Below are 26,454 nucleotides of genomic sequence, written 5' to 3' on the forward strand. Positions count from 1 at the left end.
GATCATGAATGAACAGACGACCAGAAAGCTCGACCTCCTGCGTGAGCGGATGCGTCAGACCGGCACCGGACTGGTCGCGATAGCGCCGGGTTCGCATATGGACTGGGTGCTCGGATTTCATCCGCATCCCGACGAGCGTCCGTGCCTGCTACTCATTGCGCCGGAAAAAGAAGCCTTTCTCATGCCGGCTCTCAATGCAGAAGGAACGCGTGAGTTCACGGATATTGCATTCTACAACTGGTGCGATGCGGAAGGACCGGAGAGAGCTCTTCAGGAAGTCTTGCAGGCGATCGGCGCAACCGCGCCTGTGCGTGTCGGTCTCGATGAGACGATGCGTGCGGACTTCGCCTTGCTGCTTTTGAAGTTCCTGCCGACGGATACAGTCCATGACTTCACCGGCCCGACGCTTGGCGGTCTGCGCATGAAGAAGGACGCGGGCGAGTACGCCAAGCTCAAGATGAACGCCGCGATCGCCGACCGCGCCATGGAAGCGGCCTTCGCAACCATCAAGGCCGGCATGACCGAAAATCAGGTCGCTGCCGAAATCCGTTCGCAGTTCTCGGCGCAGGGTGCCGCACCTGCATTCTGGATCGTCGGCGCCGGTCCGAATGGCGCTTTCCCGCATCACCAGGCCAGTGACCGCGTTATCGAGGAAGGCGATGCCGTCGTGATCGACATCGGTGGCCGCAAATCCGGTTTCCCGAGCGACATAACCCGCATGGCCGTGATCGGGCTGCCACCCGAGGGCTATGGCGAAATTCATGCCATCGTCGAAAAGGCGGTGCAGGCGGCCTTGAAGGCAGCCAAGCCCGGCGTCATGGCAAAGGACGTGGATTTCGCTGCGCGCAAGGTCATCTCGGATGCCGGCTACGGCGAGTACTTCGTGCACCGGACGGGTCACGGCATGGGCATCGACGGTCATGAGCCGCCCTATATCACCGCGACATCCGAAACCATACTCGAGGAGGGAATGGTCTTTTCGATCGAGCCCGGCATCTATCTGCCGGGACGCTTCGGCATTCGTCTCGAGGATATCGTCATCCTTCGTGCGGATGGGCCGGAGGTGTTGTCGTCGTTGTCGCGCGACGCGAGGCGCATCGATCGCTGATCTGCGAGTGACGAGCCGCTGTTCAGCGGCTTGCCTTTATCGAGAAGACGTCGCGAACGCCAAACTAGTGAACCTTCAGGCCGCCGACCCAGGTGATCGCGATATTGGCTTTCGAAGCCGTGTAGATGATCTTCTGGAGGAGCTGGTCATCAACTTCGACTTGGTCGAAGAGCCGCATCGAGCCCTTCTCCGCTGTCGTATCGATGACAATCGCGTCGAAAGCATATCCTGGCTGGAATTGTCCGACGGGCAGGTCGAGCGCGATGCCTCCACCGGTCGTGGCGATGTAGAATGCATCACGGAAATCGATCTGTGCCGCGCCGGCGGCGCTGCGCTCGCCTTGGGGAAGAGCCGGGTCCACTCCGCTTGCCAGCATGCGCGAAACCAGAACGGCAGCGCGGCTGTTTTCCAGCATCGAGGCGCTGGGCCCGCCCGAAATGTCCGTGCCCAGTCCGACGTGCAGGCCCTTCTCCAAGGCCTGCCGAAGAGGAAATACCGCGTTTGCGAAGTAGGCGTTCGAAAGCGGGCAATGGGCGATGGCGGCCTCGCGGACCCGAATGAGTTCCATGTCCGATTCTGTCAGGAAATTCGAATGTGCGAGGACGCTGCGGCGACCGAGCAATCCGAAGCGATCGAGCATCTTCGTATCGGTGGCGCCGAAGCGTGCGAGCGCATAGCCGTGAGCCCAATCGCTCTCGGAGCAATGCGTTTGAACATGGCAGCCGCATTCCTGCGCGAGGGCTCCCAGTCCCTCCAGCGCCGCATCGGTGCAGGAGGGGATGAATCGGGGTGTCACGACAGGATGGACCCGTCCCTCGCCATTGTTTGGATGAGATCTGATGTAGTCGATAATGGCGCGCGTCCCGTCGATCGCGGCCTTTGCCGAGCTGTCACGATAGTAGGGTGGGCATTCGTCTTCGTTGTCCATCGCCACCTTGCCGATCAACGCGCGCTGCCCGCGTTGAAGGCAGACATCCACGAGAACCCGGGTCGCCTCCTGATGAATGGTGGCAAAATAGAGCGCAGTCGTTGTTCCGTTGGCCAGCAGATCATCAACGAGCAGCCGGTAGTTCCGCTGCGCAAAGGCCAGATCCTCGTAGCGCGCTTCTAGCGGGAACGTGTACTTCTGCAGCCAGACCTCCAGCGGCACGTCGAGCGCACCGCCGAGTTGGGGGTATTGCGGCGCATGGACGTGGAGATCGACAAAGCCTGGAAGGAGATAAGAGCCGGATGGCAGGACAACCAGCTCGCCGGTCTCCTCACGTGCTTCGCGAATGCTGCGATAGTTCGGCTCGCCGGGCCGGTGGATGGCCCTGATCGCGCCATCGGCGCCGATATCGATGAGAACGTCTTCCAATATGTCGATATGTCCGCGTTCCGGGGCGTGAAAGCCGGAGGCGCAGAGCGTCTTCTTACGCAAATCCACAGCTATGTCCTTAAATTCAGTCCAGGCTTCGTTGTCTGAGCGCGAGCGCGCCCTCACGAAATCTATGTCGGATTTCCGCCTCGTCTATACCAGGAAGCACATGGTCTTCCATCACAATCCGCCCGTCGCATATGGTCGTCACCACATCGTCGGCGCGGGCCGAGTAGACAAGCGCGGCCGCCTCGTCATAGACGGGCAGGCAATGGGGCCGGTCAAGATCGACGATGATGACATCCGCCTTCATGCCCGGCACCAGCCTGCCTGTTTCCGGGCGGTTCATCGCCGCGGCGGCTCCTGTTGTCGCCATTTCCAGGAGTTCGGTCGTCTTCAGGAACTCCACGTCGCCGGTCTTGTCCTTGTGGATCATCCCGGCAAATTTCATCTCCTGGAACATATCCAAGGAGTTGTGGCTGGCCGGGCCATCCGTCGCCAGCCCAACCGTCAGCCCGGCCTCGCGCACGGCGCGCAGACGTAGCGTACCGGAGTTGAGCTTGGCATTGCAGCACGGGCAATGGGCAATCTTTGTGCCCGTTTGTGCCATGATGCGAATATCGTCGTCGGTGAGTTGGGTGCAATGGGCAGCCGTCACATCCGGCCCAAGGAAGCCCAGCGAACGTACCCATTGCATGGGCGTTGTGCCATAGGTCTCCTTCACATACGCCACCTCCTGCGGCCCCTCGGCCAGATGGGTATGGATCACCACTTTCTGGGCGTCAGCGACCTCGCGGACAAGCTTGAACATCTCCGCGCCGCATGAGTACGGCGAATGCGGCGAGAGAGCGACGTGGATGCGGTCGTTGCCGCTTCGGTGGTGCTGGGCGACAATATCACCAAAGCCGTGAAGCGCCTTCCACGACCAGTCGGTGATCGGCGCGTAAAGACCGCGATCGGCAAAGCCGTAGCCAAGCGTGGCCCGCAATGGCAGCTTGCCGAGCGCGGCAATCTGGGGGGCCACCCGATAGGCGTCGAAATGCTCGTTGAAGGTCGTGATACCGGCCTTGGCCATTTCGACGAGACCCATGAGGCTTGCCCAGTAAAGTGTCTCCTCATCGAAATTGCGCTTGAGCTGCCACATAGTTTGCAGCCATTCGAAGAGCTGCACGTCCTCCAGCAGGCCACGCAGCAGCATGTTGGAGGCAATGTGCGTGTGGCAATTGACGAAGCCCGGCATGACGACGCGGCCCCTGGCGTCGATCAGCTTCCGTGCGCCGTCCGTAGCCACCGAAGCAGCCGGCCCCGCGGCCGTGATGCTGTCACCCGTGATCGTCAGGCTGCCGTTCTCGATCTTTTTCGCGCCGCCCATCGGCAGGATGGTGGCGTTGACGATGGCGATATCGGGATGGCTCATGCTCTCAGGCTGCCATCGCGGTGGTGCCGTAGGTGATGCCCTTCTCTTTCAGCCAACGGCGATAGGCGATCGAGCTTGCATCGGCGCGGGTCGGGATTTCCGCGCGGGCTTCCATCGGCAGCAGCGACGGACGCTGGTTTTCGAGGATGATACGGTCCTGCAGGAAGATCAGCTGTTGGAAATGCACGAGCTCTGTCGTTGTCGAGACGTCATCGATCAGGAACATGACCGGATGAGCGATGCAGCGATCGGGCTCCAGCGGCTGCACGAACAGGCAGATCACATCCGAGCGATTGGCGGAGTTCGGGCAGGTCTTGTAGAGCAGCGTCGTGAACGGCGTCATGACCCGGTAGATGTAGTCGGTCATGATCCCGTCGGTTGCCGAAAGGGCTGCCTGCGGCTGAAAGAACTGGCAGTTGGTGGCCCAGACCTCGTCGACGTCGCGACGGATCTCGGCATTGTAGTGCATGACCTCCGTATGCGGCTCGGCCCCCAGGATATCCGTATGGACGAACGGGAAATGCGCCATATCGAGGAAGTTTTCGACGATACGCAAGCCCGACGCACGGACGCTGACGGCTCCACAATTGACGACGCGACGGTCGTCTTCATCTGCTTCCGGCAATGCGAACAGACCACCCTTCGGTGTGCCAAGCGTCGCCCACAGCAGGCCGAATCGGCTGATGATGTCGAGCGGCTCCGCCCGGCCATCCGCGGTTACAACAATCGATCCGTCTTTGGAGCGTTCGATGTCGAGATCGGTGCCCAGCAGGCGCGTGGTGGAGTGACCGTATGCAATCTCCGTCTCGGTGCCGAGCGGATACCACTGGTCGAGGGCAGCCTTGTCCGAACATTGGCTCATGGGACGCTCACTTTCATTGGTCATAGATACGGTCCATCACAGTTTGGTGGCTCGCCAACAATCCGTCCACATCCAAATGACGAAACTGGCCGTCGGCGATGATTTCGCGGCCGTTGATAAAGGAATAGTCGACCTTGAACGGACCACACATGACGAGGGCCGCCAGGGGATCGCGCTGCGTGCCGGAGAGGCCGAGCTGGTTCAATTTCACGGCGATGAAATCGGCGCTCATCCCGGGAGCGAGATAGCCGATATCGTCGCGGCCGAGGATCTTGGCGCCACCGCGCGTCGCCATCGTCAGCGCCTCGCGGGCGGACAGTGCCTTCGGCGTGCCGCCAAAGCCGCCGCGTCCGCCTGGCGTCTCCGAGAGATACCTGTTGGGCGCGACACGCTGCAGCATCATCGCAAGGCGGGCTTCCATGAACATGTTCGAGGTATCGTTGGAAGCAGACCCGTCAACGCCGAGGCCGACATTGACGCCGAGATCGAGCATTTCCCGGATCTTGGCGATGCCTTGCCCACAGCGCATGTTGGCCGATGGGCAATGGGCGACACCGGTGCCCGAATCCGCAAACAGCCTGATCTCGTCCGACGTCATGAAGATCGAGTGCGCGAACCAAACATCCGGCCCGAGCCAGCCGACGGATTCCGCAAAGCCTACCGAGCGCATGCCGTAGACGTCGTGGCAATAGTCTTCCTCGAAGAGGTCCTCTGCCAGATGCGAATGCAGATGCACACCCTTGTGGCTGCGCGCCAGTGCTGCTGCATCCTTCATCAGGCCCGGCGTCACGGAAAACGGCGAGCAAGGGGCAAGGATGATGCGGCTCATCGAATGGCGGGTATTGTCGTGGTAGGTGTGGATCAGCCGCTCCGCGTCCTTGAGGATATCCTCTTCCTTCTCGACGCAATTGTCCGGCGGCAGTCCGCCCTGGCTCTGGCCGCGCGACATGGCGCCGCGCGCGGCGTGAAAACGCAGGCCGAGGTCGCTCGCCGCGTCGATCGTCGCATCCAGCGTGCAGTTGTTCGGCAGGATATAGAGGTGATCGGAGCTCGTCGTGCAGCCTGATGCGATCAGTTCGGCCATGGCCACGCGGGCCGATACGCCGATCGCATGATCATCAAGCGCCGACCAGATCGGGTAGAGCGTCTTCAGCCAAACCAGAAGTTCGTCGTCCTGAACCATGACGCGGGTGAGGTTCTGGTACATGTGGTGGTGAATGTTGACCATGCCCGGCATCACGATATGCCCGGATAGATCCAGCACGCGATCGGCCGCGGCACCCTCGAGTTCTGCCATTGTGCCGACAGCCTCGATGACGTTGTCACGCACCAGCAGCGCGCCGTCCTTTATCTCGCGCGCCTCATCATCGAAGGTTGCGAGATAGGCGATGTTTTTAATGAGCAGCGTGGTCATGGCATTCCCGGTATTTTAGCGGACATCGCGATAGTAGGGCACGCCGATCGCCGCGGGAGCCGCCATGATCCGACGCATGCGCTGCCAGGCAAGGACCGGCACGATAATGAAGGCCATGGTGCCGAGGTAGGGCAGCATGGAAAGGAAGGCAGGCGCAACCGGCCAGCCGCGCGCCTGCCCGACGAAGCCGAGTGCGGTGATAAAGCCGAAAAGCAGGCCGGAGAGGACCGCTGGGATCGGCCGGTATCCGGCGAAGATGACGAGCGCAACGGCGATCCAGCCACGCCCTGCGACGACACCATCCGACCATGATGGCACGAAGGTGAGTGTCAGGTAGGCACCTGCGCCCGCCGCCAGCGCCGAGCCGGCCGTCACATAAGCGAAGCGGATGAGATTGACCGGGATGCCCGCGGCATCCGCCGCAGCCGGGTTTTCGCCCACGGCTCGCAGGTTGAGACCATGGCGGGTGCGGAACATGACGTAGCTCAGACCGACCGGCAGGATGATGAAGATCAGATAAAGCAGGATATTCTGCGAGAAGAAGGCCGGGCCGATGACCGGGATCTTGCTCAGGAGCGGCACCTCGATCGGCGCAAACGTTGCGCGAGCCGGCATGCCGGAATAGGCGCGGCCGATGGTGGAGGCGATGCCGCTGCCCATCAGCGTCAGCGCCAGGCCGCAAAGCACCTGATTGGCGCGCAGGATGACGGTCGCGAACGCAAATAGTGCGCCGAACAGTGCGCCGACCGCGAGAGCGGAAAGAAAGCCGATCGTGGGCGAGGGTATCGCGGCAACGGTTGCGATTGCCGTTAGTGCGCCCATCGCCATCAGGCCTTCAACGCCCAGATTGACGACGCCGACGCGTTCAGCAAGAACCTCGCCGAGAGCCGCGAGCGCCAGGACGCCGCCCGCCAGGAAGGCCGTGGTGAAGAGGCCGGTCAAAAGATCCATGTCGCTCTCCTCAAGCCTTGTCGCGTGCGATGCGGTAATGGGCGAGCTCGTCGCCAATTGCCGTCAGAAACAGAATAAGCCCGGTGATCGCCAGCACCGTCGAGGTCGTCAGGCCCTGCGTCTGCAGGATGATGCCGGAGTTCAGGATGAAGGCCATGAGTGCCGCCGAGAAGATGACGCCGACGGCGGAGCTTCTGGCGAGAACAGCCACCATGATGCCGAGGTAACCGTAGTTATTGGAGATGCCGCCCTGCAGACGGTGCACCGTGCCGGCGATCTCCAGCATGCCGGCAAGGCCGGCAATCGCGCCCGAAAGCAGCATGACGGTGATGAGGTGGCGGCGCACCGGCATGCCCGCATATTTCGCCGCCGACGGATTGGAGCCGACAAGCCTCACTTCATAGCCCCAGCGGGAGAAGGCAAGCAGACCGGCGACAAGCAGGGCCACAAGAATTGCGATAGGCAGACCCCAATGGATCGAACCCCAGAACTCCGGAATTTCGGCGGAAAGGCGCGGCGTCGCCGAATTCGCCATCTTGTCCCGCCAGGCGTTGGTGGAGACGAAATAGACGAGCAGGATCGCCACGAAGTTCAACAGCAGCGTGGTGATCAGTTCGTTGACGTTGGCATAGGCGCGCGCAAGCGTCGGCACGAGAATCCAGACAGCGCCGCCAACCAGGCCGGCGACGAACATCAGCACAAGAATGAGTGCCTGCGGTCCGGGCACGAAGAGGCCAACGGCCGCAGCGGCAAAGGCACCGGCATAGAACTGACCCTCCGCGCCAATGTTCCATGCACCGATCTGCTGCGCGACGGCGACCGACAGGCCGGTCAGGATCAGCGGAATGACGAGAACGCCCAGATCCTCCATACCGAAGCTGGAGCCGAAACTCGCGTCGACGACCTCGGAGGCGAGTTCAACCGGATTGGCGCCGGTCATCGCCAGAATGATGCCGGCAAAGACGAGCGCCAGAACGATGGCGGCGGCGCGGGCAGCCAGCGCGATGCCGGGCGAGGCGGATGGCAGGCGCTGCAAACGGAAGGAACCTGCCATGCTATGCGACCTCACGGACCTGGGTACGGCCACCCATCAGCAGGCCGATTTCGTCGATGTCAGTCTTGTCGTTGTCGACGATCCCCATGATCTTCCCTTCATAAAGCACGGCAATGCGGTCGGAGAGGTTGAGCAGCTCTTCGAGTTCTTCGGAAATCAGAATGATGCCGGCGCCGGCATCGCGCAGCTCGACGATGTAGCGCAGCATCGTGTTGATGGCGCCGACGTCGAGGCCACGGCTCGGATAGGCGGCGATCAGAACCTTGTCGGCTATGCGCATCTCGCGCCGGGCGACGAGGCGCTGCTGATTGCCCCCGGACAGATTGCGGATCGGCATGGCGAAATCGGGAATGGCAACCTCGGCGGCCGAGGCGATCTCCTTGGCGAGCGCCGTTGCCGCGCCCGGCTTGTAGCTTCCGCCTGACGAAACCGGCGGCTTCTTGTATTCGCGCATCACGGCATTCACCGTGATGCTCAGCGCCGGTGCAAGGCCGCTGTGCAGGCGATCTTCCGGAATGTGACCGATGCCGCTTTCGGCAAAGGCCGCCGCATTGCTTTTGTCGACCGGTTTGCCTGCAATCAGGATCCGGCCGGCGCTCACCGCGCGAATGCCGGTCAGGACCTGGCTGAGTTCGCGCTGGCCGTTGCCGGCGACACCCGCAACACCGACGATCTCGCCAGCCCGGACATCGAGTGAGATGCCGTACAGCGCTTCGTTGCCGCCGTCACCGATCGCCGAGACATTTTCGAGCGAGAGCACGGGCCGCACCGACATCGGGGCCGCTCCCGGCGGGCGCTGGCGCATGTCGGCCAGCACGATGTCGCGGCCAACCATGAGCTTGGCGAGCATGCGCGGATTGCAAGCGGCAGTGTTTTCGGTGGCGATCTTGCGCCCGCCGCGCAGAATGCTGATGCGGTCGGAAATCTCCAGCACTTCGTCGAGCTTGTGGCTGATGAAGATGACGGCATTGCCGGCGGCCACGAATTCGCGCAACGCCTTGAACAGTTCGCGCGCTTCGGCCGGCGTCAAAACGGCTGTCGGTTCGTCGAGAATGAGAACGCGTGCCTGTCTGGCGAGAACGCGCAGGATCTCGACTCGTTGCTGTTCGCCGGTCGACAGATCGCTGACGCGGGCGCCCGGATGAGTCTTCAGATTGAATTTCTCGGCCAGAGCGCCGGTGCGCTGCTCCAGCACCTGCGCCGAAGCGCGGCGCGGCGTCTCAGACCAGCCCAGATGAATGTTCTCGGCGACCGTGAATGCCTGAACCAGCTTGAAATGCTGGTGAACCATGCCGATGCCTGAAGCAATTGCCTGCAGCGGCGTTGCAAATTCCTTGGCGTAGCCGTCGATGATGATCTCGCCGGCGTCCGCCTGGTAGATGCCGGTCAGGATATTCATCAGCGTCGATTTTCCGGCACCGTTTTCGCCGAGCAGGGCATGGATTTCGCCCGGCATCACGTCCAGATCGACGTTCTCGTTGGCAATGACGCCTGGAAAGTATTTGGCGATACCCTTCAGCTGAACGAGAGGCGGGGTGCCCGGAGGGGGCGAATAGCGGGTCGCATTTTCAGTCATGGAGTGGCACCGGAGCGTGAAGGGGGGAGCCCGGCCGATCCTGGACGGCCGGGCTCTTGGCTTGGGAGGCCAGATTTAGGAGGTGAGGCCGGTGACACCCTCGACCGACCAATCCCAGTTATAGAGCTCGAGTTCGGTCATCGTCTGCCCAGCAGCGACACGCACCTTGCCGGTGGAATCCTTCAGCTCGCCGGTGAACGGCGACCAGCCGCCCATGATCTTTTCACGCACGGCATCGGCAGCGGCGGCAACGTCCGCCGGAACCTTCTCGCCCCACTTGTCGCGATCAACGCCGGCGCCCATCGCAAACAGCTGCTCGCTTGGAGCCCAGGTGCCGGCAAGACGCTTGCCAACCTGATCGACGTAGAACTTGGTGAAGTCGATCAGGATCGACGAGACGTAGGAGTTCGGACCGTAGCGACGGATGTCGGTGTTCCACATGGCCGCCCAGACGCCGCGCTTTTCAGCGACCTGGAGGTAGCCGGCTTCGTCCATGATGCCGAAGAGGAAGTCGCAGCCGTTGTCGATCAGTGCCGTGCCGGCCTGCGTTGCCGCCTGCGGGTCGAACCAGGAATTGATGACGATCGTTTGCACCGTTGCATTCGGGTTGACTGTGCGCGCGCCCATCAGGAAAGCGTTGGTTGAAGCGTAGACCGAAGGCACCGGGAAGGAGGCGATGTAGCCGAGCTTGCCGGTCTTCGACAGATGGCCCGCGGCAACGCCGAGCACGTAGGTCGGATACCAGTGCGCGAGGTAGTACCAGCCGAGATTGTCCATTGTGATGTGGCCGTTGCATTCCATGAAGGCAACATCGGTCGCGCGCTTGACCACCTCATGCAGGAAGTCGCCGTTCGAGGACGTGTCGAAGATCATGTTCGCGCCTTCGGAGACGAACTGGCGATAGGTGCGCGTCGCGTCGGCCGAGTAGGGAATGTTTTCGACTTCGAGGATCTTCTTGAGCTTCGGATAGGCTTCCTTCACGGCCAGCAGGCCCTGATGGTGCGCCCATGTCCAGCCTTCGTCGGAGATCGGGCCGACGTGACCGAAGCCGATGACGGCGTCTTCTTCCTTGATCGCAGGCAGCGGCGAGGCGGCAAGAGCCTGGCGGGCAAGGCCGGCCGGCAGCATCATGGCCGCTGCACCGACAGCACCCATGTTCAGAAATCCGCGGCGGGAAAGCGTACGCAAGTCAATCATGTGATCCCCTTCTGGTTTTGACGCGGACGACCGCGCTTATGATCGTGACCGTTCGGCCCTGGTAATTCCAACGCAACAATTATGCCAACTGCCTTGCTGCCACCGGCGACCCAGTTCCGGGTTGCCGGACGCCACTTGCCGATCGACCCACCAGATCTGGAGGGGCGTCGCAATTGGCGTCCCCGCAGGTCTTGAAAAGCAGGCGAGGACTGGGCAGCAGGAGACTGACAAATCGGAATTGTTCGGAATAGAGCGAATTTCCGGATCAACCTGGTGCGTAAAAGGCAACAAGAGACATTGCGAAGTCACTTGAATTCCGACGCAGACAATGCCTAAAATGCACAAAAGTAAAGCATGATTAAAAAATATGCAGACAGGCGTAAATTGAGGCGAAGAATGATGCGGTTGCAGGCGGTGAACAGACAATGTCCGGGATAGTTCAGACGGCGCGTTTTACCTTCCGGGGTCAGATGGTGCCGGCAAGCTTCAGAGAATTTGCGCTTCACCGCGCCGGCAGGCTGGATCTCGAAATCGAGGTCGAAGCCTGCGAGCCGATGAGCGCTCGCGTTTCGGTTAGGGGTCAGGAGGACCTCGTCGACGCCTTCGAGATGGCCTGCAGTCTCGGGCCTTACGACTGCATCATTCTGGATATTGAGCGGGCAACCGCGTGAATAGGAGCAAACTATGAAGTTGAACGAGGGGTGGGTCCCGGTTGCGCTATCGTCGTCGATCGAAGCCGGAACGTCGGCGGGTGCTGTCGTCGAAGGCAGCGAGATCGTCGTGTGGCGCGACAACAGCGGCCATGCGCATGTCTGGGAAGACCGTTGTCCGCATCGCGGCATGCGTCTGAGCTTCGGTTTCGTGCGCGGCGATCACATCGCCTGTCTGTACCACGGCTGGCAATACGATACCGCCGGGCAGTGCCGATACATTCCTGCCCATCCGACCCTTGATGTCCCGGAGACGATCAAGGTGCCGATCTATCGGGCGCGCGAACAGTATGGAATCATCTGGGCAACGATGTCTGCCGACGTCCCGCTGCTCGAAATCGACGCCACGGCCGGCATCACACCGGTCAGAAGCCTCTATGTTGATCGACCGATTGAGGATGTGAAGGCCGCGTTGATGGCGGATGGCATGACCCTGGTCGCGGACCAGGTCGGGCGCCTGATCGCTGGGAGCGACACGCTGCTCCTGGCGTTTCAGGCCACCGCATCAGGCAAGAGCGCCGTCCACATCGTTCTGCTCGGATCGCCGGACGTCAACGGCGGAGCATTGCAGAAGCACTATGCCCAATGGTCCGAAACCATCCGCACCCGCCTTGAAGAGCAGACGGCCCGCGCCGTGGAGATCGCCTGATGCCCGAAATTACGCTTTACGATTACGAGCTGGATGAATCCGGCTACCGTGCACGCCTGCTGCTCTCCATGCTCGGCCTGACATGGAAAACCCGTGCCGTCGATATGTTCCCGGGGCAGGAGCACAAGAAACGGGCGCTGCTTTCACTGAATCCGCTAGGTGCCCTCCCTATCCTGCAGGACGGAGATTTCGTGCTTTATGGCACCAGCGCGATCCTTCTCTACCTGGCCAAGGCCTACGATACGGAAAAGCGTTTCCTGTCGGACGATGCGGCTGGGTTCGGTGCGGTCTGCAAGTGGTTGGGCTTCAGCGATGCCGCACTCGCGCCCGCAATCGAGGCGCGGCTGCAGTCACTCTTCAACACGGCTGGAGACGAGACTGCGCAAAGGGCGCAGGCGCGCAAGGCCTTCCGCATCATGGACGATCACATGACCGCCCGCCATTTCGACGGCAAGGAGTGGTTCGTGGGGAACGCGCCGACACTTGCCGACATCTCGCTATTTCCTTCGTTCGCATTGAGCCGAGACTACGGCATCGATCACGACGAGTACCCGGCATTGCGGCGCTGGATCAGGCGCTTCCGAGCCATCGAAGGCTTCAAGACGATGCCCGGAATTCCTGACTATCATTGATTTCAGACTGGAGTTTTCATGAGCACTTTAAATCGCTTTTCCGTAAATCCGCTGTCGACGCTGACGCGGACCCTGGCGGACGTCGCCTTCGGTCGGCGCGATCCGGATCTTGTCATTCAGGGTGCAAGGGTCCTGTCTACCTACTCAGAGCGTATTCTTGCGGAGAAGGAAATCTGGGTTTCAAACGGGCGCATCGCAGCCGTCAAACCATCGGGCAGCTACAAGAGCGGCGCTGCGCGGCTTTATGATGCGCGCGGCGGCATTATCGCGCCGGGCCTTGTGGATCCTCACATCCATATCGAGTCCAGCATGGTCACTGCCTGCGCCTATGCTGAAGCGGCATTGCTCAACGGAACGACGACGATTTTCTGCGATAGCCACGAGATCGGCAACGTCATGGACGTCGCCGGCGTCGAGGCGATGCTCGAGGATGCCCGCCATGCGCCCTTGTCGATCTTCCTGACCGTCCCGAGCACGGTTCCGGCGACATCGCCCGCATTGGAAACTGCAGGCGGTGACCTGACGCCGGACAAGATTGCGGCGCTCTTCGACAACTGGCCGGAAGCCGTAGCGCTCGGCGAGAAGATGGACTTCGTGCAGGTCGCCATGGGTGACGAGCGCAGCCACGCGATTCTCGCCGCGGCCCTCAGCCGTGGACGGCCGGTTTCGGGTCACGTCTATGGGCGTGAGTTCGTCGCGGCTTACGCAGCATCCGGCGTCACCGACACTCATGAGGCGATCGATCGGGAGATCGCCGACGACTTGCTGGAAGCCGGCATATGGCTGTTCCTGCGCGGCGGTCCGCCAACGACGCCGTGGCACAGCCTGCCGCACGCGATCAAGACGATCACCGAGCTTGGCGCCTCGCACAAGCGCATCGCCGTTTGCACCGACGACCGCGACGCCGATGACCTCCTTCAGTTCGGCCTGGACTGGGTGACGCGGGAGGCCATCAAGGCCGGCATGACACCGGAGCAGGCCTGGGCGATGGGCTCCCTTCACGGGGCGACACGCTTTGGCATGGAAAATGAAATCGGCGGGCTTGGCGGCGGACGCCGCGCCGACCTCGTTCTACTCAACGATGATCTGGTGCCGGTCAATACATGGTACGGCGGCGAACTGGTCGTCGAGCAACGCAAAATCACGCCAATTCTGGAAGAGGCGCTTTCGAAGCCCTACCGATATCCGGAGGCCGCCTACCATACCGTCAAGCTTCCGAAGGCCTTGAAGCTGACACCCGATCTGCCGACGGAAACGGTGGTTGCCCATACTATCAAGACGGAATTGCCCGGTATCACGCTCGGCCATGTCACCGTCACGCTGGAACCTGCCAACGACTGGCAAACCCATTTCGACCGGCATAATCTATGCTTCGTGAGTGTGGTCGAGAGGCACGGCAAATCGACGGGCAATGTGGCGCATGGTCTGTTGAACAGCTTCGGGCTCAAGAAGGGCGCCGTCGCGTCCTCTGTCGGTCATGACAGCCACAACATCATCATCGCAGGCACGAACGAGAGCGACATGCAGATCGCCCTCAAGGCCATCGAGGAAAAGCAGGGGGGCGTTTGCGTCGTCATGGACGGCAAGGTGACGGCAATGGTGCCGCTTCCGATCGCCGGGTTGTTGTCCGACAAGCGCGTGCACGAGGTGGCCGAGGAGGTGAAGGCGCTGAAGGTCGAGTGGGAAAAGGCCGGCTGCACCATTGCCTACATGGGCTTCAACCTCATTCCTCTGTCCGTCATCCCCGAGATACGCATTACCGACAAGGGACTGGTGCTGGTGCCGGAGATGGGGCTGCAACAACTGTTCGAGACCATATGATGGATCCATATCGCCTGGGCCTCGTCGCGACCCGCATCCACTACTTTCAGTTGGTCGCCAGACTTGGCTCCATTCGCCAAGCGGCCCAGACGCTCAATGTTGCTCCCTCCTCGGTCAGCCGGATTCTCCGCCAACTCGAGGAGGAACTGGGCACGCCGCTGTTCGAGCGTGTTCGTCAGCGCCTGAAGCTGACAAGCGCGGGCGAACTGATGCTGTATCATGCGCGTCTCAGCCTTTCGGAGCTGAACCGTGCCTGCAGCGAAATCAATGACCTGCACGGTCTCCATCGCGGCACCGTGTCGGTGGCGGTCATCGAAAGTGTTGCGCGTGGGATCATGCCGCGTGCGTTGCAGGAGTTCTGGGAACGGCATCCGGGAATTTCCGTCAACGTCAGGGTCATGGGCTCGCAGCAAGCCGCGAACGCCGTTTCGGAGGGGGAGTGCGACCTCGCCCTTGTCTTCGACGTGAAGGTCCCGCGCAATGTTCGCCGGATCGCAACGGTGTCGTTGCCCCTCGGCGTGCTCGCCTTGCCGGGGAGCCGGTTCGCCGAGAAGAAGGAAATCAGGCTTTTCGACCTTGCCGGCGAGCAAGTGATTCTGTCGGACGCCAGCCTGACCCTTGGAAGCTGGATCGAAGAGGCCTTCAGCCGCCAGCTTGTCGACCTGAACCATCGCACGAGAACCAATTCGATCGGGCTGATGGTCGATCTCGCCAAACGAAACCTCGGCACCGTGTTGCAGACCCGGATCGGGATCGAACAGGAGATCGCCGAAGAAAGCCTGAAATTCGTGCCGTTGCGTGATCCGAAGCTGAATCCGCGGAAGCTGATGCTGCTGTCGCGCTCCGAAAAGGAAATGTCTGATGCTGCCGCGGCACTTGGCAAGCTGCTGGCGCAATCGATCGATCGGCCCCACGACGACTAGCTGTTGCCTTGTGCGCACCACTTGGATCGAAAATGAACGACTATTCGAAACACCTGCGGTTTGACATTTTTGGCGCAAACGAGGGCGCAACATGAAAAAATCCGCAGTGGATGCCGTCATCAGAGGCTTGAAGAAAGCTGGTGTCAGCATCGTTTGTTATCTTCCAGATTCGCTTTTCAAGGAACTCTATCCGGCACTCGATGCAGATCCCGATATCCGCACCATTCGCGTGACGAATGAGGGCGAGGGCGCAGCCATCTGCGGCGGTGTGTTTCTGTCCGGAAAGCGGGCCGCGCTGATCATGGAAAATTCCGGCTTACGCGCATCCGTCGAACCGCTTGCCCGCATGGGCCTTGGCGCCGGCATCCCTGTTGTCATGCTGATGAGCTACCGCGGCGAGCTTGGCGAAAACAACTGGTGGGCAATACCGCACGGTATCACCATGGAGCCGGTGCTGGATGCCTTACGCATTCCCTATCGTATCGTGCGCGAGGAAGACGCCATCGAGCAGTCGATCGCTGACGCCTACAACTGGTCCTACGCCGCCTACTACCATTCGGCCATCGCCCTTGGCGGGGAGATTGTTCGATGAAGCGCTTTGACTGCATGAAATCGCTGGCCGCGCGATTGAAGGACGAACTGGTCATCCTGTCACTCGGCGGCAGCGTCGATGAATGGTACAACGCCGCGCCGCATATGCGCGAGGCGAGCCTGTTCCAGCAGCAGCTCGGTTGCGTAACACCACAGGCCTTTGGGCTTGCCGCCGGCCTGCCACACCGCCGCATCGTCTCGCTCGATACGGACGGCGGGATGATGTTCAATCTCGGAATTCTGGCAACGCTCGGAAACGAACAACCGGAAAACCTGTTTGTCGTTGTCTGGGATAACGAAAGCTATCAATCGATCGGTGGGCCGCCGACGCACACCGCTTTCGGCCGTGTGGATATTGCCGCCATTGCGCGCGGTTGCGGCATTGAAAATGCCTATACGGCGCGCACCGTCGAAGAGTTCGATGGGCATTGCGCGGCCGGGCTTGAGGCGAAGGTGCCTTACGTCGTCGTTGCCAAGGTATCGGGCAGTGTTCAGCCCGACATCAAGCGCAAGCACAGCGATGGGCGCGAAGACAAGTATATCTTCGTGCGTCATGTCGAGGCTACGGAAGGCATCGTCATCATGGGTCCGAGCGAGCACAACTAGGACAAATGATGGAAGCGCCAATCATACCGACGAGATCCATTGCCCCCGCCTACGACTACATCGTCGTCGGCGCTGGTTCGGGTGGCTGCGCCGTCGCGCGCCGTCTGGTGGATAACAGCGACGCCAGCGTCCTGCTGCTCGAAGCCGGACCTTCAGGTATAGGCATTGCGGAGATCGATGACCCCACGCGCTGGGTTCCCCTCGGGCGCGGGACGTATGATTGGGGCTACGACTACGCGCCGACCGGGCGGGTAAATGGGCGCACGATCGGCATCCCGCGCGGCAAGGTTCTCGGAGGGTCGAGCAGCATCAATGCTATGATGTGGTATCGCGGCCATCCGATGGACTACGACGCCTGGGCGGCATCCGGCGCGGAAGGCTGGGCGTTCAACGACGTCTTGCCCTATTTCAAGCGTTGCGAGGATTGGGAAGCGGGCGAAACCGCGCTGCGCGGCGCCAGCGGCCCGCTTCGCATCGAACGCAGCCGCGCGCCGCATCCGGTTGCGGACGCCATGCTCGGCGGGTGTGCCGAGCTTGGCATTCCCGTCATCGACGATCCGAACGGGCCGTCGAATGAAGGTGCGGCTCTCGCCAACCTGAACATTTGCGGCAATGAGCGCTGGAGTTCGGCGAGGGGGTACCTTTGGCCGATCCTCGACAACGAACGGCTGACAATCCTCACAGGTGCGCTGGCGGTCGATCTGGGCATCGAACACGGCCGCTGCACCTCCGTGAGGTTCACGCATGGCGGGCAGTATCACGAGGTTCGGGCAACAACCGGTACCGTGCTGGCGCTTGGTGCCATCAACACGCCGAAGCTGCTGACCCTTTCAGGGATTGGTGATCCGCTCGATCTGGCGCGGCTCGGGATCGATATCAAGGCAGCGCTTCCCGGCGTCGGAAAGAACCTCCAGGATCATCCGCTCATACAGGCCTGCGTGTTCCGCGCGACAAAACCGCTCGGCGCGGTGCGCGACAATGGCGGCGGGACCGTCATTAACTGGAAGTCATCCCAGAGTTTGCCACAGGCAGATCTCCATGCATTTCCCGTGCAGGGCAACAGCGCCGAAGCGCGTATTCGCGAACTCTATGACCTGTCCGGCGATGTCTTTTCCATCGGCTGCGGGCTCATGCGGTCGAAAAGCCGAGGATATATGCGCGTGCTGTCGAGCGCGCCTGACGGCGCGATTGAAATCCAACCGAACTACCTGGCGGAACAGTCCGATCTGGATGCCCTCATCGTCGCGGTAGAAACCATGATGGAGCTTGCAGCGACGCAAAGTTACGCCGACTGGTTTGGCGCCTATGCGGCGCCACCCCGGCGGCTGTCTCGTGCCGAGCTCGTCGATTATGTCCGAAATGCCTGTTCGACCTTTTTCCACGTCGTCGGCACATGCGCGATGGGAAATGACGATGCAGCTGTTGTCGACAGCCGCCTGCGCGTTCGCGGCGTTGAAGGGCTGAGCATCGCGGATGCCTCCGTAATGCCGACGATCCCGACCTGCCATACCCATGCTCCCGTCACGATGATCGGCGAACGCGCCGCCGATTTCCTGCTCGGTGCCGCGTGACATGAGTAATCCTCGAAACGGACGGAAGAGATGACAATTCAAAAGCAGATAATCGCCGGCGATTACCTCCTGACGATGGACGCACAGAACCGTGTCATCACCGATGGTGCGGTCCTTGTCGAAGGCTCCAGGATCGTGAGTGTCGGGCCGCTTGCTGAACTGCAGGCAAGCCATCCGGATGTTGGCGTGCGCGTCATTTCCGATGCGGTCCTCATGCCCGGCCTTATCAACGCCCATGCTCATTCCGGCTTTCTTAGGGGCACGGCGGAACACCTGCCCGTATGGGATTGGCTGACGCTGCACATCAATCCGATGCATCGCGTTCTTCTGCCGCATGAAGCGGAAGCTGCCTCGTGGCTTTGCTACGCTGAATCCGTTCTCGGCGGCACGACCACCGTCGTCGACATGTGGCGTTTCATGGACGGCAGCGCGAAGGCCGCATCGGCGATCGGCAATCGCCTGGTAGCGGTTCCCTATGTCGGCGAGCACCCGGAATACAACTATTTCGATACGCTCGACATGAACGAGGAGATGATCGAGCGCTGGCACCGCAAGGCAGACGGACGCATCAACGTCTGGGTCGGGCTGGAGCATCTCTTCTACGCCGACGAACCGGGGCAAAGACGGGCGATCGATCTCGCCAGGGCGCACCACACCGGTTTCCATACCCACTGCAGCGAAGCTGAAATCGAGTTGGCCGAATTCCAGAAGCGCTATGGCAAGCGGCCGATGTATGCGCTTGCCGATTTCGGCTTTTTCGATACGCCGCGCACGATGATCGCCCACGGTGTCTGGCTGGACAAGGGGGAGGTGGAGTTCATCGCCCAACATCGCGTCTCGATCGCGCACAACCCAGTGAGCAATATGAAGCTGGCGAGCGGCATCGCGTTAGTGGGCGATATGCTTGCGGCCGGCGTTCCCGTCGGCATCGGCACGGACGGCGAAAAGGAAAACAACAACTTCGATATGTTCGAGGAGATGAAAGTCGCCTCCCTGCTCGGCAAGCTCAAGGATCTTGATGCCGCCGCCATGGACAGCTGGGATGTCCTGCGGATGGCCACGATAACCGGCGCCAAGGCGATCGGTCTCGACCATGAGATCGGCTCGCTCGAGGTCGGAAAGCGCGCGGATCTGATCGCGGTCCGGACCGATACGCCACGCATGACCCCGATCTTCGGAGAGGGGCCATACTTCAATCTGCAGCACAATCTCGTGCACGCGGTACGTGGTGGAGACGTCTGCATGACGATGGTCGACGGCCAGATCGTTGTCGATGACGGAAAGCTGAAAACCGCCGACATGGGCGACATCATCCGTGAGATCGGCCGTATCGCACCGCCGCATTTCGCAAGGCGCGCGGCGTGGTTGGCGGATAACCGCGAGGGCACCGCGCAATGGACTAAGGCAAGCTGAGGGCACCGCATGGCAAAGACGACGGATAAGGCCGCGCTCAACGAGTGGTATGCCATCGAAACGGCGGCGGAACTGACCGCCAAGCCCGTCCGCAGCCGTCTGCTCGGACAGGATATCGAGCTGTTCAGGCGGGAAGACGGACAGCCGGTCGTTCGCGAGATGGAGGCTGGATGGCCGACGGGTCCTGCTCTGCCTGTCCGGGAAAAGTACGGGTGCATATGGACGACGCTCGGTCATCCGAACAAGGAAATCTTCGAAATCTCGGAGGCCGATGAAACCGATCGCCGCTTCGTTCCCTGCGGTTGGGTTAAAATGCGCGCATCGGGGTTGCGCGTCGTCGAGAATTTCCTCGATATGGCGCACTTTCCGTTCGTCCACACGGATATTCTGGGCTCCGAGCCGCATACTGAAGTGCCGGGCTATCTCAGCGAAATTCGTCGCGATATCGACGAGGTATGGGCCACGAACTGCACCTTCTTCCAGCCGCGTATCGCGGCGACCGAAAGCGAGGGAGCCTTTGTCCAGCTGGCCTACCGGGTTCCCACACCGTTTGTCGTCATGCTCTACCGGGTCTGTCCAACAGCGCCTGAACGACTGGATGCGATCGCCCTCTTCATCCACCCGATCGAGGAGGATCTGTGCCGGGCACAGCCCGTCATGTATCTCGTGGACAGCAGTTCGACCCACACCGCGCTGCTCAATTTCGAACAGGTGATCTTCATGCAGGATCGCATCATTGTCGAAAATCAGCGTCCCGTGCTTCTGCCGCTCGAAGCGCGCCAGGAGATCCCGACACGGGCGGACAGCTCATCGGTCGCATATCGCCGCTGGCTCAAGGAGAAGGGCATACGCTTCGGCACGACGATGGGGGCCGGCTGATCGTGGGCATGCCGCTGACGGTGCTCAAGCCTTCCTCGTCTGCTCAATCCCTGGCGATGATGCAGGAAAGCGAGCAGGCGCGTCTTGTTGCGGGAGGCACCGCCTTGCAACTCGAATGGGCGCGAGGTTTGCTCAAGCCTCCGGTGCTCATCAGCCTCAATGCAATTGCAGGTCTCTCGGGCATCTCGTTTTGCGGAGGCGGCATGCGGATAGGCTCCGCTACGACGCTCGCTGCGCTTTGCCGTGAGCCGCTGGTTATGGAGCATCTGCCGCTCCTTGCCGCAGCTTCGCGATCGGTGGCCGCCCCTTCGGTTCGCAATCTCGGAACTCTCGGCGGAAACATAGCCGCCCGCAATGGTTGCCTTCTGCCGGCTCTCCTGGCTCTCGACGCCATTATCGAAGGCGAACGGGCGACTGGTCGGTTCCATGAGCGGTCGCTGGACTGGCTGCAGCGGCCGCCTGAACGCTGCGAGGTCATCGAGGCCGTCTACATCGGAGCCATGGCCGCTGTATCGCGCTGGACCCATCGCAAGATTGGTCTGCGGGCGGCCTTTACGCCAAGCGTCATCGGTGTTGCCGCTTCGCTCGACATAAGGGACGGCAGAATAGTGAGCGCCCGGCTGGCTGTCGGCGGCGGGAGCGTTGCTCCCGCCCGTCTGCGGGTCGCAGAAGAGTTGCTGGCGTCGCAACCCGTCGACACGATCGACTGGACCGAATTAAAGACGCAGCTTTCGCAGGAGATATCAGCGCCTGACGATGCCTTCCGGAGCGCGCGCTACCGCAAGATGGCGGCGGCGAACGCGCTCGTCTGGGGGCTTCAAGACCAGACGGCATCGAAGCGGCAAACCTCACCCGACACGGCGAAGTCGGCAGGTTCGTCCGGCGAAATCAGGCTAAGTCGCGCCGATCAGCCCTCACGCTGGCATGTCAGGCCCGATGTCGCGGCCAAGGTCGATGGCACCTTCTCTTATCTCACGGACAGGCGTGAGGAGGATATGCTGGTCGGACGCATTCTTCGGGCGGGCGTTGCGCATGCGCGGATCCGCTCGATCGATACGTCTGCAGCCGAAGCGCTCGACGGTGTCGCGGCTGTTGTGACCCACCGCGATATTGCAGGCCAAAACGCCTTCGGGATCGTCGTCCAGGATCAACCGGCCTTCTGCTTCGACAAGGTCCGCTACGTCGGTGATGTGGTCGCGGCTGTGGCGGCTGTTGATGCCGCAACCGCCGATGCGGCGCTCGCTTTGATCAAGGTTGACTCTGAGCCTCTGCCGGTTGTCGATGATCCGGCGGCAGCCCTTGAGGACGGCGCGACTGTCGTTCATCAGGCCGGCAACCTGCAGCGGGTGATCGAGTTTGGGCGCGGTGATGTCGATCAGGGTTTTGCCGCTGCGACCCACATCCTAGAACGCACCTATACCACCTCCCGGCAAATGCACGGCTTCATGGAAACCGAAGGTGGCTATGCGACGATCGACGCCGATGGGACGCTGGCGATCTTCGTCGGCGGGCAGCACGGCGCGCGCGATCGCCTTCAGCTGTCGCGCATCCTTGCGATGGACGAGGGAAAAATTCGGGTGGTGACCAGCCCGACCGGCGGCGCCTTTGGCGGCAAGGACGAGCTGACGGTGCAGCCGGCACTGGCGCTTCTGGCGCTGAAGTCTCGTCGGCCCGTGCGCATCCAGTTGTCGCGTGCGGAATCCGTGATCGCAGGCGTCAAACGCCATCCCATGACCATCCGCATGCGCACGGCCTGCGATGGTGAGGGGCGGTTGCTCGCGCAGGAGGTCGATGTCCTCGCGGATGCCGGCGCTTATGCGTCGCTTGGGTCTGGCGTTCTCGAGACGGCGCTTGAGCATGCGGCCGGCCCCTATCTCGTTGACAACGTCCGCACACGGGGACGCCTCGCTTACACCAACAATGGTGTCGGCGGAGCTTTTCGCGGCTTTGGCGCCAACCAGATGACCTACGCGATCGAATGCCAGATGGATGAGTTGGCAAAAAGATGCGGCATCACGCCTGCCGAGATCCGACGCCGGAATCTGAGAAGCCCGGGACTGCCCGGCTATCTCGGTCAGGTGGTTGCTCCATCCGAGCGGCTCAGCCAGATGCTGAGTGCAGCGACCGCAAGTGAGTTGTGGCGCAGACCAGACTCCGATGTCGACGCCGAGGAGATCGTAGGTGTCGGCATGGCGCTCAACTACCAGGGGAACGGCTTGGGCTCCGCGGTGCCCGATCCGGCCGGCGGCGCATTGCGACTGAATAGCGACGGGATGATCGAGGCAGCCTATGGGCTTGATGAGATGGGGCAGGGGCTGCTGACATCCATCCAGGCGGCGGTCTCGGCTCAGATGGGTTGCGCGCGCAACGACGTCCTTCCTGTCGTCGGTGATACGCGCTGTACTCCGGATTCCGGCTCGACGACGGCCTCGCGAGGGGGCTACGTGGTCTGGGAGGTGGCAAGGACGGCAGGGCCTGAGTTCTCGCGCAGGCTTCTGGTGGCAGCAGCTGCCTTGCTCGCGCGGTCGGAGGAAACCTTGAAGATCGGCGCCGGAGGTCTTGTGGAGGCCGGAAGCAACAGCGGCGAGCTTCTTCTGAGCTTCCGACAGCTTGCCCAATCACTTGCTCCGGATGCGTTGCCAAGTGTCACTGTCGCATTCGACTTTCCGAAAACCGACTATCAATCCGGCAACGCCCGCTACATCTTCGCTTTTGGCGCCTGCCTTGCTCGCGTTGCCATCAGCCGCGTCACTGGCGCCGTCAGGGTTCTGGACATCCACCAGCATACGGCCGCCGGCCCTGTCATCGATGTCGCTGCCTATCTCGGCCAGATGGAAGGCGGCGCTATCCAGGGGCTTGGCTTCACGCTCACCGAAGACGCCATCATGGCTGCGGGTGAGTATGTAACGAAGAACCTCGACAGCTACATGTTGCCCAGCGTGCGCGATACCGCTGCCCGGATTTCGGTCTTTGCACTCGAAGACCTCGATCCCGGCGACACTCTTGGGCCTCGCGGCGCCGGCGAACTGGGCATCGGTGCGATCACGCCGGCGATTGCCAACGCCGTCGCGGACGCAATCGGACACTTCCCGACATCCATTCCTGTCAGCCCCAAGCGGGTTCTTGATGTACTGGAGGCTGGCCGATGAGCGCGATGACTTCGCTGCCGCTACGGTTTCGGCTGAACGGCAAAACGGTATTGCTGGACGTAGAGCAGGAAAAGCGCCTGTCAGACATTCTGAGAGAAGATCTCGGTCTTACGGCAAGTAAGAACGGCTGCGGCATTGGCAGATGCGGAGCCTGCATGGTGCTGATGAACCGACAGGCGGTCAACGGATGCCTTGTCATGGCTTGGCAGATGCAGGATGCGGAGATCATCAGTCCGGAGGGCCTTGACGATCTCGATATTGCGCGCGCGGTCAAGGCCGGCTTGGTGCAAGAAAACGCATTCCAGTGCGGCTATTGCGCCCCAGGCTTCACAATCTCTCTCGTATCGCTTCTCGGTGAAAAGCCTGATGCAACGGAGGCGGATGTGCTGACGGCGCTCGAAGGCAATATCTGCCGCTGCACCGGTTACCATTCGATTATTCGCGGCGCCCTCACTGCCATAAACCAAATTCGTGCCTCACATGCACTATCCGGAGAAGACTGACATGTCCCTTTCCATCAAGGCTTTCGAGCCCACCAGTGCCGGTGCGCGTGCCTTTCTCGCTCGCCCACAGAAGCAGCTTCTTATCGATGGCTCATGGGTCGATGCGGCAGAGGGAAAGCGCTTTTCCACCTATGATCCGGCCAACGGGCGCTTTCTGGCGGAACTCTCGGAGGCAAGTGCCGCGGATGTGGATGCCGCAGTCCTTGCCGCGCGCCGTGCCTTCGAATCCGACGCCTGGCGCGGGCTCACGCCATCCGCGCGCGGCAAGCTGCTGTGGCGAATTGCCGACCTTATAGACAGCCATGCCGACGAACTCGCCGAACTGGAGACGCTGGATCAAGGAAAATCCTTCAAGACCGGCCGACTGGGTGAAATTCCCGCGTCGGCCGAGCAATTTCGCTATTTCGCCGGCTTTGCCACGAAAATTCTCGGAACGACGATACCGACATCGATTGCCTATCAACCCGCGGGCAAGCGTGTCTTTGCTTACACCACCCGCGAGCCGATCGGCGTCGTCGCAGCGATCACGCCCTGGAATTCGCCGATGCTGATGGCCGCCATGAAGCTCGCGCCGGCGCTCGCGGCAGGCTGCACCGTCGTCCTGAAACCAGCGGAAGAGACGTCGCTGACTGCCTTGCGCCTCGGTGAACTGATGATCGAGGCAGGCCTGCCTGACGGCGTCGTCAATATAGTAACGGGCTTCGGCGAATGCGTTGGTGCAGCGCTCACGGCCCATCCCGATGTGGACAAAGTGGCTTTCACCGGATCGACTGATGTCGGCAAGCTGATTGTCGGTGCGGCGCGCGGCAATCTGAAGAAGCTGACGCTCGAACTTGGCGGAAAATCGCCGGCGATCGTCATGCCGGATGCCGACATGACGTTGGCGGTTCCCGGTATTGCCCGAGGCATATTCGCCAACGCCGGACAGGTCTGCGTCGCGGGTTCGCGGGTCTACGCGCATCGAGCGGTCTATGAGCAACTGGTCGATGGCCTGACGCGTGAGGCAGAAAAGCTGACGCTTGGCCACGGCCTCGACCCGCAAACCGACCTCGGGCCGTTGGTCAATCGCAAACAGGCGGATCGAGTCGCGGGCTATATTACCGACGGTGTCGGGGAAGGCGCCGAAATCGCGGCCGGGGGCAGGCAAGTCGGGGACGAGGCGACGTTTTTTGAGCCCACGGTCGTCACGGGCGTGACGCAGGCCATGCGTATGATGCAGGAAGAGATATTCGGCCCCGTGGTCGCCGTGACACCGTTCGATGACGTCGATGCGGCGATCACATACGCGAACGACTCTCCCTACGGTCTTGCAGGCAGCGTTTGGACGTCCGACCTCAGCGCAGCTCACCGCCTTTCGGCCCGGATCCGGTCCGGCACCGTTTGGATCAACTGCCATTCGTACTTCTCGCCGGAACTGCCGAAGGGAGGCCACAAGCAATCGGGTTGGGGCTACGAAAACGGTGCGCAGGGTCTTGAGAACTATCTCGAGACGAAGACCGTCTGCGCGGTGATCTGAGAGCCGTCATCATCTCGGTAGAGCGCGGTCATCGGTCAAAGCCTGTATGATCGCGATCGCTGTCGGCAAAGTCAGTGGCCCGCCATGACTGATCTGCAGTTAATAGCTGCAGGGGCGGTCGTTGTTGAAGCCGAGCGCGCAAGCCGAGTTCAGATCGGCGGACGGATTCTGGTGATAGTTCGTCGTCGTGCAGGCTGCGACGATCAACGCCATGCTGATCAACGCGCCTGCTAACATCGGTGCACGAAATCGGTTCATCTCTGCCTCCCGTTTTTTCGAAGGCTGCCCGCGCGTGCTGCGGACAGGATCACCAAGCACTATCGCTCGAATTCGGATGAACCGCCAGCGGTTCGATGACGACAACTTTTTCTGATCTACTTGCGATGCCGTATCTATGACGACCACGGCAGCCAGAAGCGTGAGCGCAACCTGCTCCCAAGCGACGGTTTTGAGCGGCAACCGTTCGCGACAGGATTGGAAGCCGGCGGAGATCGGTCTCGCGAAAAGAGGTGCGCCGGTTCGTCAAAGCGAGTGTTTTTCCTTGAGACCAGCACC

23 protein-coding genes are annotated in these 26,454 nt (G+C 61.5%); 14 read left to right on the forward strand and 9 right to left on the reverse strand.

Going from position 1 to position 26,454, the window contains the following annotated elements:
- Positions 1-4: 4 nt before the first annotated feature.
- A complete protein-coding gene (locus tag ASE04_RS05575) occupies positions 5-1,108 on the forward strand; it encodes a M24 family metallopeptidase (protein WP_056813285.1) in 1,104 nt (367 codons plus the stop codon).
- A 64-nt stretch (positions 1,109-1,172) separates the two neighbouring features.
- Here ASE04_RS05575 and guaD read toward each other — a convergent pair whose 3' ends face one another.
- The 8 genes from guaD to ASE04_RS05615 all read right to left on the reverse strand — a co-directional run bounded on the left by guaD (position 1,173) and on the right by ASE04_RS05615 (position 10,936).
- On the reverse strand, positions 1,173-2,534 hold the full coding sequence (gene guaD, locus ASE04_RS05580) for a guanine deaminase (RefSeq protein WP_056813644.1): 1,362 nt from the start codon (positions 2,532-2,534) through the stop codon (positions 1,173-1,175).
- Positions 2,535-2,550: 16 nt separating this feature from the next.
- Positions 2,551-3,882 (reverse strand): amidohydrolase family protein, encoded by a 1,332-nt coding sequence (locus tag ASE04_RS05585; RefSeq protein ID WP_056813288.1) that lies wholly within the window; start codon positions 3,880-3,882, stop codon positions 2,551-2,553.
- A 4-nt stretch (positions 3,883-3,886) separates the two neighbouring features.
- A complete protein-coding gene (locus ASE04_RS05590; protein ID WP_056813292.1) occupies positions 3,887-4,744 on the reverse strand; it encodes an aromatic ring-hydroxylating oxygenase subunit alpha in 858 nt (285 codons plus the stop codon).
- 13 nt (positions 4,745-4,757) lie between these two features.
- Positions 4,758-6,158: an 8-oxoguanine deaminase gene (locus ASE04_RS05595; RefSeq protein WP_056813295.1), complete on the reverse strand. Its 1,401-nt coding sequence runs from the start codon at positions 6,156-6,158 to the stop codon at positions 4,758-4,760.
- Between the two features lie 15 nt (positions 6,159-6,173).
- A complete protein-coding gene (locus ASE04_RS05600) occupies positions 6,174-7,109 on the reverse strand; it encodes an ABC transporter permease (RefSeq protein WP_056813299.1) in 936 nt (311 codons plus the stop codon).
- 10 nt (positions 7,110-7,119) lie between these two features.
- A complete protein-coding gene (locus ASE04_RS05605) occupies positions 7,120-8,163 on the reverse strand; it encodes an ABC transporter permease (RefSeq protein WP_056813302.1) in 1,044 nt (347 codons plus the stop codon).
- A 1-nt stretch (position 8,164) separates the two neighbouring features.
- Positions 8,165-9,739, reverse strand: coding sequence for an ABC transporter ATP-binding protein (locus ASE04_RS05610; protein WP_056813304.1), 1,575 nt, complete (start codon positions 9,737-9,739; stop codon positions 8,165-8,167).
- Between the two features lie 75 nt (positions 9,740-9,814).
- Positions 9,815-10,936, reverse strand: a complete 1,122-nt coding sequence (locus ASE04_RS05615; protein WP_056813309.1) for a BMP family ABC transporter substrate-binding protein — start codon at positions 10,934-10,936, stop codon at positions 9,815-9,817.
- A 425-nt stretch (positions 10,937-11,361) separates the two neighbouring features.
- Here ASE04_RS05615 and ASE04_RS05620 point away from each other — a divergent pair, with 425 nt between their 5' ends.
- From ASE04_RS05620 to ASE04_RS05680, 13 genes are all read left to right on the forward strand, one after another.
- Positions 11,362-11,607 (forward strand): hypothetical protein, encoded by a 246-nt coding sequence (locus ASE04_RS05620; RefSeq protein ID WP_244490348.1) that lies wholly within the window; start codon positions 11,362-11,364, stop codon positions 11,605-11,607.
- A gap of 13 nt (positions 11,608-11,620) precedes the next feature.
- Positions 11,621-12,295, forward strand: coding sequence for a Rieske (2Fe-2S) protein (locus ASE04_RS05625; RefSeq protein WP_056813313.1), 675 nt, complete (start codon positions 11,621-11,623; stop codon positions 12,293-12,295).
- Complete coding sequence (locus ASE04_RS05630; RefSeq protein WP_056813316.1) at positions 12,295-12,927, forward strand: glutathione S-transferase family protein; 633 nt, start codon at positions 12,295-12,297, stop codon at positions 12,925-12,927. Before ASE04_RS05625 ends, ASE04_RS05630 begins: the two co-directional genes overlap by 1 nt.
- A gap of 18 nt (positions 12,928-12,945) precedes the next feature.
- Positions 12,946-14,748 (forward strand): adenine deaminase, encoded by a 1,803-nt coding sequence (locus ASE04_RS05635; RefSeq protein WP_056813321.1) that lies wholly within the window; start codon positions 12,946-12,948, stop codon positions 14,746-14,748.
- Positions 14,745-15,671: a LysR family transcriptional regulator gene (locus ASE04_RS05640; RefSeq protein WP_244490349.1), complete on the forward strand. Its 927-nt coding sequence runs from the start codon at positions 14,745-14,747 to the stop codon at positions 15,669-15,671. The genes ASE04_RS05635 and ASE04_RS05640 overlap by 4 nt, the downstream gene beginning before the upstream one ends.
- A gap of 91 nt (positions 15,672-15,762) precedes the next feature.
- Positions 15,763-16,263 (forward strand): thiamine pyrophosphate-binding protein, encoded by a 501-nt coding sequence (locus tag ASE04_RS05645; RefSeq protein WP_056813328.1) that lies wholly within the window; start codon positions 15,763-15,765, stop codon positions 16,261-16,263.
- Positions 16,260-16,868: a thiamine pyrophosphate-dependent enzyme gene (locus ASE04_RS05650; protein WP_056813331.1), complete on the forward strand. Its 609-nt coding sequence runs from the start codon at positions 16,260-16,262 to the stop codon at positions 16,866-16,868. Before ASE04_RS05645 ends, ASE04_RS05650 begins: the two co-directional genes overlap by 4 nt.
- Positions 16,869-16,876: 8 nt before the next feature.
- On the forward strand, positions 16,877-18,439 hold the full coding sequence (locus tag ASE04_RS05655) for a GMC family oxidoreductase (protein ID WP_056813662.1): 1,563 nt from the start codon (positions 16,877-16,879) through the stop codon (positions 18,437-18,439).
- Positions 18,440-18,469: 30 nt separating this feature from the next.
- A complete protein-coding gene (locus tag ASE04_RS05660; protein ID WP_056813336.1) occupies positions 18,470-19,852 on the forward strand; it encodes an amidohydrolase family protein in 1,383 nt (460 codons plus the stop codon).
- A gap of 9 nt (positions 19,853-19,861) precedes the next feature.
- On the forward strand, positions 19,862-20,731 hold the full coding sequence (locus tag ASE04_RS05665) for an aromatic ring-hydroxylating oxygenase subunit alpha (RefSeq protein ID WP_056813338.1): 870 nt from the start codon (positions 19,862-19,864) through the stop codon (positions 20,729-20,731).
- An 8-nt stretch (positions 20,732-20,739) separates the two neighbouring features.
- Positions 20,740-23,880, forward strand: a complete 3,141-nt coding sequence (locus ASE04_RS05670) for a molybdopterin cofactor-binding domain-containing protein (RefSeq protein ID WP_082597273.1) — start codon at positions 20,740-20,742, stop codon at positions 23,878-23,880.
- Positions 23,877-24,383, forward strand: coding sequence for a (2Fe-2S)-binding protein (locus ASE04_RS05675; protein ID WP_244490350.1), 507 nt, complete (start codon positions 23,877-23,879; stop codon positions 24,381-24,383). The genes ASE04_RS05670 and ASE04_RS05675 overlap by 4 nt, the downstream gene beginning before the upstream one ends.
- A gap of 1 nt (position 24,384) precedes the next feature.
- The gene (locus tag ASE04_RS05680; protein WP_056813342.1) at positions 24,385-25,899 is read left to right on the forward strand and encodes an aldehyde dehydrogenase family protein; all 1,515 of its coding nucleotides are present in this window, start codon (positions 24,385-24,387) and stop codon (positions 25,897-25,899) included.
- A gap of 99 nt (positions 25,900-25,998) precedes the next feature.
- Here the strand turns inward: ASE04_RS05680 and ASE04_RS31140 are convergent, their stop codons facing one another.
- Positions 25,999-26,157: a hypothetical protein gene (locus tag ASE04_RS31140; RefSeq protein WP_200960687.1), complete on the reverse strand. Its 159-nt coding sequence runs from the start codon at positions 26,155-26,157 to the stop codon at positions 25,999-26,001.
- Between the last annotated feature and the right edge of the window lie 297 nt (positions 26,158-26,454).

Origin of the sequence: Rhizobium sp. Root708 (assembly GCF_001429725.1) — a bacterium.
Lineage (GTDB): Bacteria > Pseudomonadota > Alphaproteobacteria > Rhizobiales > Rhizobiaceae > Rhizobium.